This window comes from Sphingomonas hengshuiensis (genome assembly GCF_000935025.1).
Classification (GTDB): domain Bacteria; phylum Pseudomonadota; class Alphaproteobacteria; order Sphingomonadales; family Sphingomonadaceae; genus Sphingomonas; species Sphingomonas hengshuiensis.
The window spans coordinates 2,341,557-2,355,019 of sequence record NZ_CP010836.1 but is presented as its reverse complement, the minus strand read 5'-3'; the positions used below and the strand labels follow the sequence as shown (position 1 = coordinate 2,355,019).

General features: G+C 67.3%; 8 protein-coding genes. 3 read left to right on the top strand and 5 right to left on the bottom strand.

Going from position 1 to position 13,463, the window contains the following annotated elements; genetic code table 11:
* Positions 1-42 precede the first annotated feature (42 nt).
* The 4 genes from TS85_RS10350 to TS85_RS10335 form a co-directional block, all read right to left on the bottom strand.
* Complete coding sequence (locus tag TS85_RS10350; protein ID WP_052507841.1) at positions 43-2,394, bottom strand: TonB-dependent receptor; 2,352 nt, start codon at positions 2,392-2,394, stop codon at positions 43-45.
* A gap of 123 nt (positions 2,395-2,517) precedes the next feature.
* Positions 2,518-4,203, bottom strand: coding sequence for a glycoside hydrolase family 3 protein (locus TS85_RS10345; RefSeq protein ID WP_044336141.1), 1,686 nt, complete (start codon positions 4,201-4,203; stop codon positions 2,518-2,520).
* On the bottom strand, positions 4,200-5,537 hold the full coding sequence (locus tag TS85_RS10340; protein WP_044332028.1) for a spinster family MFS transporter: 1,338 nt from the start codon (positions 5,535-5,537) through the stop codon (positions 4,200-4,202). The genes TS85_RS10345 and TS85_RS10340 overlap by 4 nt, the downstream gene beginning before the upstream one ends.
* 124 nt (positions 5,538-5,661) lie before the next feature.
* The gene (locus TS85_RS10335) at positions 5,662-6,720 is read right to left on the bottom strand and encodes a LacI family DNA-binding transcriptional regulator (protein WP_044332025.1); all 1,059 of its coding nucleotides are present in this window, start codon (positions 6,718-6,720) and stop codon (positions 5,662-5,664) included.
* A 364-nt stretch (positions 6,721-7,084) separates the two neighbouring features.
* Between TS85_RS10335 and TS85_RS10330 the strand changes: the two genes are divergently transcribed.
* Both TS85_RS10330 and TS85_RS10325 read left to right on the top strand, forming a co-directional pair.
* Positions 7,085-7,630, top strand: a complete 546-nt coding sequence (locus tag TS85_RS10330; protein WP_044336140.1) for a PRC-barrel domain-containing protein — start codon at positions 7,085-7,087, stop codon at positions 7,628-7,630.
* A gap of 153 nt (positions 7,631-7,783) precedes the next feature.
* Complete coding sequence (locus tag TS85_RS10325) at positions 7,784-8,911, top strand: extracellular catalytic domain type 1 short-chain-length polyhydroxyalkanoate depolymerase (protein WP_044332022.1); 1,128 nt, start codon at positions 7,784-7,786, stop codon at positions 8,909-8,911.
* A 167-nt stretch (positions 8,912-9,078) separates the two neighbouring features.
* Here TS85_RS10325 and TS85_RS10320 read toward each other — a convergent pair whose 3' ends face one another.
* Entirely contained in the window at positions 9,079-12,279 is a 3,201-nt protein-coding gene (locus TS85_RS10320; RefSeq protein ID WP_044332021.1) for an autotransporter outer membrane beta-barrel domain-containing protein, read from the bottom strand.
* A gap of 489 nt (positions 12,280-12,768) precedes the next feature.
* On the opposite strand from TS85_RS10320, the gene TS85_RS10315 reads away from it, so the two are divergent.
* Positions 12,769-13,458 (top strand): response regulator, encoded by a 690-nt coding sequence (locus TS85_RS10315; RefSeq protein ID WP_052507840.1) that lies wholly within the window; start codon positions 12,769-12,771, stop codon positions 13,456-13,458.
* Positions 13,459-13,463 lie beyond the last annotated feature (5 nt).

The following is a 13,463-nucleotide window of genomic DNA, read 5'->3' as shown; positions in this document are numbered from 1 at the left end:
CGTATCCCCTAACCAAATCGCCGAACGGCGACGGGTGCCCGATCAGAATTTGAACCCGGCGCGCATGCCATAGGTCCGCGGGTCCTGGAACGTCACGGTGCCGCCCGCGAGACCGGGAAACGCCGCGACGGTCGTCGCGCTGGACAGCACGATGGTGTCTTCCAGATTCTTGACGAACCCCTGGAGATACCAGCGGCGGTCGGGCGCGTTGTAGGTCAGGTTGAGATCGGTGCGGGTGTAGGACGGCTGGTGGAACTGTGCCCGCAGCGTGCTCGACAGGAACTCGTAGGAATCGCTGATGCGGCTGCGCACCTGCGCGGTGAGGTCGCTGCCGTTGTCGAGCGGCAGGCTGTAGCTGTAATCCACCGCGGCGACCCATTCGGGCGAGCGGTCGAGCTTGGCGCCGGCAAAATTGACGCCGGGCACCATCTCGTAATCGGTGAAGCGCGCATTGAGCCATGCCACGGTCGCGCCGAAGCGGTTGCGCGGGCTGGGGACGACGACCGCCTCCAACTCGACGCCATCGATCTTCGCCGTCGCGGCGTTGGTCGTGATCTGGCACGGGCCGCCGCAGATGTTGCTGGCCTGGCTCAGCTGCAGGTCGTTGTAATCGTAATGGAAGTAGCTGCCGTTCAGCCGCAGCGCGTTGTCGAGCATGCGCGTCTTGAAGCCGACCTCATAGGCGGTCAGCGTCTCCGGCTTATAGAATAGCGCGTCGGCGGGGATCGGCGCGGTGCAGTTGGCGTCGCCGGCAAGACAGCCGTCGTTGAACCCGCCCGCCTTATAACCGGTCGAGATGCTGGCATATAGCAGGGTGCGGTTGTTCAGGTCGAACTCGACGCCGCTCTTCCACGTCAGCTTGTTGAAGCTGCGGCTGGCGTCGTTGAGCGAGTCCGGCGGGAAGACGAGCGGCTCGCCGACCGTGCTGTGGATGATCGTCGCGCCGAGCCGCGATTTGTCGTCGCTGGTGTAGCGCAGCCCGCCGGTCACGCGCAGCCGATCGGTCAGGCTGTAGGTCGCCTGACCGAAGCCCGCGATCGAGCGCGCGGTGGTCGGGTCCTGGAGGAAGCCGAAGACATAGCCCGGCGTTCCGGGGGTTGGGCTGAGCAGTCCGGTGATGAGCACTTCGGAAACCGAATGCTCCTTGAAGAAATAGCCGCCGACCTGAACCTGCAACCGGTCGCCCGAATAAGCGAGGCGCAGTTCGTGCGAAGTCTGCCAATAGGAGGCGTCGAGCGATCCCGGGTTGGAGAGCGAGAGATTGATGCCGGGCACGAACCCGGTCAGCCCCGGTGCCTGCTCGTCGCGCTCGAACTCGCGATACGAGCCGAGATAGGTCAGCGTCAGCCGGTCGCCCAGTTCGTGATTGACTTCGGTCATCACGCCCCAGCTGCTGTTGTCGCGGCTGCTCTGGCTGCCCTCGGCAAAGCCGAGCACGCGGCGGTCGTCGGACGAGACTTCCGGACGATAGGCGGGGTCGGTGCCGCGCTGGCCGTCGACCGGCCCGGCGAAGGGCGCGAAGAAATTGTACGCGGACACCGCGTTGGTCGGCCGGCCCTTGATCGCGCTGTAATCGCCGCGGACCAGCACTGTGGTGCGCTCGCCGAGATCGGCGAGGACGCTGAGGCGGCCCGACAGATTGTCCTTGAACGGGCTGAGATCGTACGGGGAATCGCCGCGGCGGATATAGCTGTCGCGACGATCATAATTGACCGCGGCGCGCACCGCGACGTGATCGCCGATCGGCACGTTGATCATGCCGGTCAGCTGGCGCGTGTCGAAATTGCCATAGCTCCCCTCGATCGACGCCTCGAAACGATGCTTGGGCAGCGCCGAAATGACATTGACCACGCCTGCGGTCGTGTTGCGGCCATAGAGCGTGCCCTGCGGACCACGCAGCACTTCGACTCGGTCGAGGTCGAAGAACGAGACCTCCTGCGCCTGTGGCCGGGCGATGTAGATGCCGTCGAGCAGGAACGCCGCCGAAGGATCGCCCTTTTCGGTATTGTCGTTGCTCGATACGCCGCGGATCGTGATGCGCAGCCCATCGGTGCGGTCGATCGTCACGGTGGGGATGATTTCGGACAGCGTCGTGGGGTTGGTCACGCCCGCGCTGGTCAGATCGGCGCCGCTCACGGCGTTGAGCGCGATCGGCGTCTTCGAAGCAAGCGATACGGTGCGGTTCGCAGTCACGACGATGTCGCCGGTATCGACGACCTCATCGGCCGGAACGTCCTGCGCCAGCGGCGCGTCCTGTGCCAGCGCCGCGCCGATGCCGAAGGGGGCGATCGACAGCGTCGCTGCGATCAGCGCCCGTATGGCGACGGAATTCCGGGCCGCGCGCAGCGCCGTTCGATCGTTCACGGTGCTGCGGTTCGTCACTAGGCTGGCCATCACTAATCCACTCCATACGTCTTATGGTTTAGCGCAAAACAACATGCAGGCGGGGTCTGTCAAGCGCCACGTCTGCCGGTCGGTCGCTTTTGAAAATGTGCGGCCCGAGAGCCACGTCGCCGGTTACCAGCGCAGCTGTTCCTCGCCGCAAAAGGCATCGACCGGGCTGACCCCCTCGAACGGCGCTGCATCCACCAGGCGCGCAACGGCTTCGCGCTGGACCGTGTCGAGCGACGAATAGGCGTTGACCAGGGTGGCGAAATTGGCGGCGTCGCGGAGGTAATAGGGCTGGCCGAACGACAGCAGCAGCGTCGGAATCTCGCGGTTGAACTGCATCATCGCGCGCCGCATCCCGCCGTGCATCCTGGCGAAATCGAGATGGATATGGCCGATGCTCGGCGTCGCTTCCTGACCGACGAGATAGATCAGCAGATCGGTATCGGCGGCGGTCGGCGGCGCCTCCGGATCGAAATGCCGCAGGTCGAACCCGTGCGCGCGCATCGCATCGAAGAACGGATCGAAGCTCCGTTCCACGGCACCGGCGAAGAAGGTCCAGCCGGCATCGGCGATCACGACGACGCGGCGATGGCGGTCCGGATCGAGCGGAAGGAGGTGCTGCGTGTCCTTCACGCGCGTCACGCTTTGGCCGCAGGCGACCCGGGCGATCTCGCGATGCCGCTCGGTCCGCAGCGCCGCCGCGACGTCGTCCAGCGACCCGATCCGCTCGTCCGGCGTCCGCCGGTGCAACCCGAGCGCCGCCTTGAACGACAGCACGCGCCGGACCGCTTCCTCCAGCCGCGCTTCCGACAGCCGCCCCTCGCGCAGGCCGTCCAGCATCAGCGCCATGTCGGAGGCGGCGTCCCGGCTGAACAGGAACATGTCGCAGCCGCCGGCGATCACCGCCGGGACGGTCTCGCGACGATCGAGCCAGCTGGTCAGCCCGCCCATCACCGTCGCATCGGAGACGATCAGGCCGCGAAAGCCAAGCTCCTCGCGCAACAGCCGCTGGTTGAGCAGATGCGAGACCGTGGCGGGCGCGAAGCGTTCGCGCCCTTCGACGCCGGCCTGCGCCGCATAAGCGGGCAGGGCTATGTGCGCCGACATGATCGTCATCACGCCGTCGGCGATCAACTGGCGGAAGATCCGCCCGAAACTGTCCGCCCAGGCACCGGGCGACATCGGATTGACCGTGGTGGTCAGATGCTGGTCGCGGTCGTCGATCCCGTCGCCGGGCCAGTGTTTCGCAGTGGCGGCGAGGCCGTGCGCCTGCACCACGCGGACATAGGTGCGCGCCTGTGCCAGCACGCGATCGACGTCGGAGCCATAGGACCGCGTCCCGACCACGGCATTGCGGAACGCGACGTTGAGATCGACCACCGGCGTGAACGACCAGTCATAGCCCAGCGCGCGGCTCTCCCGCGCGATCACTTCGGCGACCGCCGCCGAAAGCGCGAGATCGTCGCAGGCGGCGATGCCCATCTGGTTGGGCAGCGCCGTGGTGAAGGGATAGCTCGCGGTGCCGCCCTCGATGTCGCCGCTGAGCAGGACGGGGATGTCGGCGCTCTCGATCATGCGGCGCGTTGCGGCCACTGCCTCGCCCAGGTCGCGCGCGGGAAAGCGGTGGATTCCGCCCGGTCGCAGCGCGGCGAGCGCGGCGCCTTCCTCGAGCGTGTCCTCGCGGCTCGACAGGACGAACAATTGCGCGATCGCAGCCTCGGTCGAAAGGCCGGCGAGCGTCCGATCGACCCAGGCGCGGCCCGCGGCGTCGAGCGCGAGCGGATCGGGCATCGTGGTGGCAGGCGCGCTCATGCCGCGGTGTCGGGCGCGGTCGCCATCGTCGCGCGGTGCCCGGCCATTCCGATCATCAGGCATAGCAGCGCCAGCGGCGACGCGATCGCGCAGGTGATCGAAATCGCCTCGGGCAGCCGTTGCGGATCGGCGAACCAGCGATCGGTAAGGAGTGCCACCGCCATCGGACCGAGCGTTCCGCCGATCAGGTTGATCAGCAGCATATAAGCCGAGGCGACCAGCGCGCGCATCCGGTTGGGCGTCATTTCCTGGAGCGCCGCGAGGCCGCCACCGAAATTGAACCCGGCGAAGAAATTCATCCCGGCGATCAGCGCGAGCGCGACCCAGGGATTGGGCACCAGCGGGAAGGCGATCGTCAGCGGAATGAGCGCCGAAAAGCCCAGCAGCGCGGCACCGAGATTGCCGCGCGGATGCCCCCGCGCCGACAGCCAGCTCGCGAAATGCCCGCCGACGAACGCGCCCGTCGTGCCGAACAGGAACACGACGGTGCCGTATCGCACGCCGATCTCCGCAGTCGACCACTCGAAGCGGCGCTGGAAGAAGGCCGGGATCCACGCGCCGGTGCCGTTGCCGACCAGGATCATCAGCGCGAAGCCGATGCCGATACCCAGATAGGCGCGGCGGCGGGCCAGGACGTGCGCGAAGAACTGGCTGAGCGGCACCACCTGCGCGCCGTGCTGGCCGAGCCCGCGGCGCACCGGCTCGCGGATCGTGAGCATCAGCAATCCGAGGAGCAGCCCGGGAATCCCCAGAGCGAGAAACACCAACTGCCAGCCCTTCACCGCGCCGACCAGCGGCACGGTGACGACCGAATCGGTCGGAATGGCAGCGGCCATCAGCCCGCCGAGCACCAGGGCGAGCGCGCCGCCGAGATAGGTGCCCATCTGATAGACGCCGATCGCCGCGGCCAGCCGCTTGGGTGCGAAATAATCCGAGAGGATCGAATAGGCTGCGGGGCCGAGCCCGGCCTCGCCCGCGCCCACCCCGATCCGCGCGGCGAACAGCAGCGGAAAGCTGCGCGCGGCGCCGCACAGCGCCGTGGCGGCACTCCATGCGAGCACCGAGGCCGCGACGATGTTGCGCCGGTTCGCGCGGTCCGCCAGCCGGGCGATCGGAATCCCCAGCAGCACGTAGAACAGCGTGAAGCTCAGCCCGTAGAGCAGGCTCATGCTCGTGTCCGATACGCCGAAATCGCGCTTGATCGGCTCGACCAGCAAGGCGAGCGCCTGCCGGTCGACAAAGGCGAGCGTGTTGGCCAGCATCAGGATGATCGCCGCCGTCCAGGCCGTGCGGCGGGCGGGCCATGCATCGGCGGGGACCGGATGCGCGCTCATGCGGCGGGCCGCGCTGCGATGCGTAGAAGGGCGGGAAGACTCATCTCGGTTCCGATTGGTTTAGCGCTACAACTCCGGTTCGGACTTCAACGCTGTCTCGGACTTCGATGTCAAGCGGCTTCGGTCATTCCGACCGGATCGACCCCCGCTCGATCACGGCATAGGGGACCAGCTGGTCGCCCGGCGGCTCGCGCCCGGCGCGGCGCGCGGCGATCAGATCGGCCAGCAGCGTCATCGCGATCCTGCCCATCGTCGTCGTGTCCTGGCGCACCGTGGTCAGCGCCGGCCAGACCTGCCGCGCCACGGGGGTATCGTCATAGCCGACGACCGACAGCGCATCGGGCACTGCGATGCCAAGCCGATGCGCGGTCGCCAGCACGCCGCAGGCCGAGGCATCGTTGGTGGCGAAGATCGCGTCGACGCGCGGGGATCGCCCGAGCAATCGCGCCGCAGCGTCTGCGCCGCCCTGGAACGTGAAGTCGCCGGGCTCGATTCTGTCGGGATCGATCGGCAGCGCTGCGTCGGCCATGGCGCCTCGATAGCCTTCGAGCCGCATCGCGGCGGCGCTGTGCCCCTCCGGACCGCCGACGATGCCGATGCGGCGGTGGCCGCGCGCGATCAACAGGCGGGTGATGTCGTACGCCGCCTGGCGCTCGTCGCAGCGCGCCGCGGGCAGGCCGGGGAGCGCGGCGCCGGGGCCGACCGCGACGGCGGGCAGATCGATCTCCCGCAACCAGCCCGATCGGGCGACGAGTTCGGCGATCGGCGGGGGCAGGAGGATTCCGTTGACGCCGGTCCGCTGAAGGCGTTGCAGCGACGCGCGCAGCGCGGCGGGGTCTGCCGGATCGGCGCGCTCGACGACGATTTCGGCACCCATCTCGACCGAGGCGTTGAGTGCGCCCACCAGCACGGTGCCGACAAAGGCGGTGGCGGCATCGGTATAGAAGATGCCGACGCGCAACGTCTGCGCACCCGCCAGCCTCTTGGCTTCGCGATTGGGGACATAGCCAAGCTGCTCGACCGCCGCGAGCACCGCCGCGCGCGCATTGGCACCCGCCTTGGGGCGTTGGTTGAGCACGTTCGATACCGTCATCGAAGAAACGCCGGCCAGCTTCGCAACGTCGGCGATCGTCGCGCGCGCATGCGAGCGTCCGCTGCGTTCGTCCTGCCTCTTGTCGCCCAATCCTCGTCCCCCAAGCGCAATCCTGCCCGACCCATAGCGCCGGCGCCCGCAATATGCGGTTATGGCGTCCTCGACGGAAGGACTGTCCGGGCCCCGGATACTGATTCCAAGCGCAAAACCAAATGCGCAGCGCCGGGGGGCCGCATTGCAGGCCGTAGCCGAATGTCAGGGGGCGCTGGCCAGGCTGCCCAACTGGTGCCGCCAGCGTCGCTGCCCTTTCGAGGAAATTTTACGACGGCCGGTCGCCGATCGGGAGGATTGCGCGTTGGGACGCGGCGGCCATCGGCTCGCAGGGGTAGGCCACGACGTTCGAGAGGAGCGGAAACTGAACGAAATCGCCGGATGGGTCGCGCCGGCCGCGACCATGATCGCCGCCATGATGACCGCCGCGAACCTGGGCGCGCGCGTGACCGGGTGGGGCTTCGTCGTGTTCACGGTCGGATCGCTATGCTGGATAGTGGTCGGCGTGTCGTCGGGACAGACCAATTTGCTGGCGACCAACGCCTTCCTGACTTTGGTCAATCTGGTCGGCATCTGGCGCTGGCTCGGGCGGCAGGCGACCTATGAGGACGGTGGCCGGGCGGCCAAGGCGCGGAGCCGGCGCGCGTCGGTGCCGGCGCTGTTCACCGCCACCGGCGTCGCCGGGATGGCGGTCGTCGGTGAGGACGGCAGCGCAGTCGGGAAGGCCGTCGAGGCGCTGGTCGAGTGCGGCTCGGGCAGGGTGAGCTATGTCGTCGTGGCGACCGGCGGTGTCGCCGGCGTGCGCGAGGACCTGCGCGCGGTCCCGCGCGATGCGATCGCCTTTGGGTGCGACCGGCTCACGCTTTCGATCGCGCGCGGCGCATTCGAGGCATTGGCGCCGCTCGAGGGCGGCGACTGGCCCGCCGCTGCCCCGACCGCCGCGGCATGACGGTCACGCATATCGCGTTGCCGGACTCCCTTGCAGGTTAAGACGCCGTGCACCTTATAGCTTGAAATGCTGCACTGCAGCAACCAACTATGGGCTGGACCGTTTGAGGCGGAGCGGCCGCCTTTGGTTTCTCCCAGGCCGAAGGAGTATGACATGGGCCCGCTATCCGATACGCTCGCACGACTGAGCGCGCTCCGCGAGGGCCGTGTGCATCCCGCGTCCGAGGCGTCGCCGGCCAGGCTGACGCCGCTGCACGATTTCGGATCGAATCCGGGTGCGCTGGATGCCTATTTCTACGTGCCGGAGACAGTGGTGGCCAATCCGCCGCTCGTGGTGGTGCTGCATGGCTGTACCCAGAACGCGGCGGGATATGACCATGGCTCGGGCTGGTCGCAGCTTGCCGACGACCATGGTTTCGTCCTGCTCTTTCCCGAGCAGCGGCGCGCCAACAACATGAACCGGTGCTTCAACTGGTTCGAGCCCGGCGACACCCGCCGCGATGCCGGCGAGCCGCTGTCGATCCGCCAGATGATCGATGCGATGGTGCGCGGCCACGGCATCGACCCCGCGCGCATTTTCGTGAACGGGCTCTCGGCCGGGGGCGCGATGACATCGGTGCTGCTGGCGGTCTATCCCGAGCTGTTTGCGGGCGGGGCGATCATCGCCGGCCTGCCGTACGGTGTCGCGCGCAACGTGCCCGAGGCGCTGGAGCGGATGCGCGGGCAGGGCGGGCCGGGGCGCGATGCGCTTGCCGCCGCGGTCCGCAATGCGTCGCCGCACCGTGGGCCCTGGCCGATCGTGTCGGTGTGGCATGGCGGGGCCGACCATGTCGTCGTCCCGGCCAATGGCGACGCGGTTCTCCAGCAATGGCAGGCGATCCATGGCGTGGATGCCGGTCCGGACGAGAGCGACGAGATCGACGGCTATCCGCACCGGCTGTGGCGGGATGCGGGCGGACGCGCGGTGATCGAGGAATATCGCATCACCGGAATGGGACACGGCACGCCGCTGGCAGCCGGGGGCGACGATGGCTATGGCGCGAGCGGCCCGCACATGCTGGAGGCTGCGATCTCCTCCACCCGGCACATCGCTGGCTTCTGGGGGCTGACCCAGCCGCGTCGCACGCGCGCTGCCGCGGCGCCGGCAAGCGCCCCGGCACCCGCGCGGCATCCGGGCGAGGTGCGCTCCGAGCAGCGCGGTCCTGCGCGGCAACGCCCGTTGGCGGCGGGGGTCGGCAAAGTCATCGAGGATGCCCTGCGTGCCGCCGGCCTGATGCGCTGAGCGCCGCCGCGCTATCGATCGCGCGAACTGCTTATCGGTTTTCCGACCGCGAGAGCTTCGCCACCGTATCGGAATCGTCGCTGGTCGTGCTGACTTCGTTCTCGTGGGTCTGCCCCGCAAGTTCCGGCTTGCCCGCGCCGACGGAGCGGCGCGGGCATGCCGGGCTGTCAGAACGCGATGCTGAACGATGCGCGGGTTGAGAAATTGAGGCTTCCGTTCCGCGTCTTTTCGGCTCCGGCGCCGATCTTCCACGTATGGTCGAAGCCCCCTCCGAGAAGGCGGATCTCGGCCGTCCAGCTATCGTCGATACCCTCGGGGGTGATCGAGAAGGTATCGCCGTCGAGGAAATTGGCCTTGGTCACCCCGAGCTTTCCGGCAAGCACCGAGCGGCGACCGCCCTCCAGTTCGATCGACAGCGGAACCGAGTCCGAGGCGGGCTTGAGTGCATAGGAGAAGGCGACGGTGCTGGAGGCGCTGAGCGAGCTGCTCGTGCGCTTTGCCACGTACAGGTTGATCGCGTCGCCGCCGCCGCTTTCGTCGTACGAGTTTTCGCGGAGCTGGAACCACTCCACACCCAGCTTGGGCCGGATCTTCAGCCGCGAGGTCGGCGTGATGTCGTACGAGACTCCGCCCATTCCGGAGAAGAGCCACCCGCCCCAGTCCGCCGAACTGGTATAGCTATAGTCGGTGTCGCTGGCGGTCAGGTCGACCGTTCGCTCGCTCGAGAAGTTGGTGCGCGCGGCACCCACCCGGGCATAGCCGAAGAGCGGCCCCGACCGTGCGCTGCGCCAGAATGCGCCGATGTCATATTGCGAGGTATCGATAACCCCGCTGCCGCCATTGTTGGTGACCTTGCCCCCAAGCCAAGCGACCGAACCGCCGACATAGCCAATGTCGGTCAGCCACTCGGCGCCGCCCGAGAACCCCCATCCGCTCGTTTTATAGGCGTTTACTCCGGTCGCGCGCCGGTTGCTGCGCCAGACGACCGGTTCTGCCCAGGCGACCATCTGGCCGGGCTCGGTGATGTCGAAGATGGCGTCCCGATCCATGACATGCTGCGCCGCCAGCCGGGTCGCGCGGGTGACCGAATCGAACAGGCCCCCCGCATGGTCGGGCAGCATCTGCGCGACCTGGGTCTGCAAGGTCTCGCCATCCATCATGTCGAGGAAGCTCTGTTCAAGGACATCGTCTTCCAGCGCCGCCGTCAGAATAGCGTCATAGGCGCTGGCGGAGGAACTGCGCAGGCCCAGTTCGGACGCGAGCTTGCGGCGGATGTCCAGCACCAACTCGTTGTTCGCCACGCTCACCGAGCCATCGAAGATGAACGGGATCTCGGTGGTCGTATCGTCGAAGGTGGGGGTGCCCACCAGGCTGTCCGCGCTCAGGATGACGTAGCTGCCCTCGGCATCTTCGAGCGAGCTGACCGTCGCGGTTATGATCGCGCCGCTCTCGAAGGTCGCGGTGCCGGCGGTAATCAGCGAACTCGTCTTCGTTTCGCCGTCGATATAGGCGCGCAGCACGCCGCCCTGCTTCACCGTCAGCGATCCCACTTCGAAGCTCTTGACGCCGGACACGCCGAACTCGCCGCCTTCGACGACGATGGAAGCGGCGGCGCCGTTACCGATGGTTCCATAGAATGTCGCGGTGTCGGAGATCGTCAGCGAACCGGCCTGGCCGCCAAAGTCGATCGTTCCCGTGAAGTAGGAATCGTCGGTCAGGGACGCGGTGCCGATCCCGTTGCCGAAATAGACCTTGCCCGAATAATAAGCGCGTTCCGACAGCAGCAGCGTGTCGTTGCCGTCGTTGAAATAGGTGTTGCCGAGGATCTGCCCCGCCGAGACGGACAGCGTGTCGTTGCCGGACCCGGTTTCGATATGGCCCGTGATCGCAGTATAGACCGTGTCGTCGGTCTCGCCTTCGTCCAGGTCCTCCTCCGCGTCGGCGTGCGTCTCGGCATCTTCCGCATTGAGGTGCTGGGTGATCGTCACGTCCGCCGTCGCGCTCGACAGGTCGATCGCGCGAACGATATCGGTGTTCGACCCGACGGCGCTGATGAAGCCGGTATTCTCGATCGTCGTCAGCGTGCCCGACAGGTCGCGAATGCCATAGGCTTCACCCTCGCCCGTCGAATTGATCTGGGCGCTGACCGTTCCACTGTTGTAGAGCGAGCTGACGACGGCGTCGGAATTGATGAGGATCGCGGTTGCCGCCGAATCGCTTGTCGTCGCGGTCACGGCGCCGCTGATGCCGATCCCGCCCGGAAGGCTTACCGTCCCCCCCGCGCCGCCGATGACGAGCCCATAGGCGTCGGTCTGGCTATAGCTGGCGATCCCGTTGATCGAGCCCTCCACGAGCAGCGAATAGCTGCCGTTCGCCGACGGCAGCGCGCCGATCGTGATCGCCTCGTCGCTGGCGATGAGCATTCCCGGGCCGTTGCCGTACGCCGTTATGGCGCCCGTGCCCTCGTCGCTGTCGTCGACGCCGTCATCGTCTTCGTCGTCGTCCGTGGTGCTGTCGTCCGACGGCGGCGCGGCGACGATGATGCCGCCTGCGACATTGGCCTCGATCGCTACCGCCGCGGCGCCCGACCGCAGGTCGAACCGCGACAGCGCGATGGTGTTGTCGTCGTCGTCATAGGTGAAGGTCGTCTGGTGCCCGACAGTGCCCTGGATGCGGATCGTCCCCCCGACATCGCCTTCGACGCTCAGCGCGCGCGCGCCGGCCCCGGTGACCACGGTCGTCCCTTCCAGGATGATGTCGCCGGTTACGTCGGCGGTGCGGATGCCGACGCTGTTGTCGCCCGCCACATAGATCGTCCCCTGTTGCACAAGCGAGCCGTCCAGCGTCGAATCGAGGACGATGCCGCCCGAATTCAGCCCTTCGACGGTGATCGATCCCGTATTGGTGATCGTCCCCGTCACCGTCCCGCCCGGCTCTGCCCAGATACCGTAGCGGTTGCTGGCAGAGGCCAGCACGCCGTCGGCAACGCCATTGGCGTCGTCATCGACGGGGTCGTAATCTTCCAGCACGGTGATCACGCCGTCGTTGGTGACGGTGGTGGCGACGCCGGGCTTGATCAGGATGCCGGTTGCGCCATCGCCCGTGCCGGCGGTGATCTGGCCGGCTTCGTCGTCGCTGTCGTCGTCGTCGTCTTCGCTGACGGTCACCTTGTTGTTGCTGTCGACGGTGATCGCGGCGCCGGACGCGACGCTCAGCTCGACATCGTTCTTGATCGTCACGTCACCCGCTTTGGACGTCGCGAGCGCGGTGCTGCTGTCGGCGCTGACGGTAGTTTGGGCAAATGCCGGGGTGGCCGCCATCGCGAGCGAGCCGAAGCAGGTCGTACGCAGCAGAACGCGCAGTTTCATGTAACGAATCCTTGCAAGGTGAGGGGGCGGCGCGGTGCGTCTGTGTGAAGCGAGGTCCGCCCGAGGCCGGCGGACCGAATCCTGGCCCCTGTGCCCGATCCGGATGGGCGGACCACGCCGGACAAGGGCAGCGGATCTGCCGATTCGGAGATGGCCACTTGAACTCCCTATGGACCGAGGGCGTCCTCGTTCGCGGGGCCGTATTTCCCTGAGGTTTCCAGCGGGCGCTTCGAAGTCCGGAGGAAGCAAGCCGCCTGGCGCCGTCGGCGCCGCGCGCCCGGACGGCTGCCATCCGCGGTTTCAGCGACCGAGCGAAAGTGAAATCTGCAGGAAACACGGGAAGCAGACGCCGCCTCCGTAACGATCGCCCTTGCTCCCTCAGGAGCTCCCGATGACTCGCCTGTTATTGAACGAGGGAGGCAGCGAAGGAAGTCGATCGTCGCGGAGGCGCAAGAGGGCGGTGAGGCATGGAGCAATGGAGGCTCGAGCGTGAGCAAGGTTCTCGTCGTCGATGATGACATCAGCATCCGTACGCTTCTGGCGAACAGCCTGAGCGCCCATGGATATGACGTATGCACTGCGGCGAATACGATCGAGATGAACCAGGCTCTGGTCCGCACGCCCGTCGACCTTATCATCCTGGACGTGATGATGCCGGGCGAGGACGGGCTGTCGGCGTGCCGGCGCCTCGTGGATGACGGCGGCCCGCCCGTGGTGCTGTTCAGCGCGCTTGGCGAAGAGCAGGATCGTATCGCGGGGCTGGAATTCGGCGCCGACTATTACCTCACCAAAACCTGTACCCCGCGCGAGGTCCTGGCGAACGTCCGTGCCGTTCTACGCCGGCAGGAACGGCCCGTGACGCGCCCGGAGCGCTATTCGTTCGGGGAGTGGACGATCGACCTGTCGTCGAACGAACTGCTGGACGGCCATGCCACGCTCATCGACCTGACCGATGGCGAGTTCGCGGTGCTGCGCGCCTTCGTCCAGCATCCGCGGCGCGTCCTCAGCCGCGATGCGTTGCTCGAATTGTCGCGGGGCCGCGATAGCGAGGCGTTCGGGCGTGCGATCGACATCCAGGTGAGCCGCCTTCGCCGCAAGCTGCGCGCGCCGGGCGACGATGTCATCCGCACCGTCAAGCATGAAGGCTATCTGTTTTCGCCGCAGGTGCAACGCGCTTGATCCGG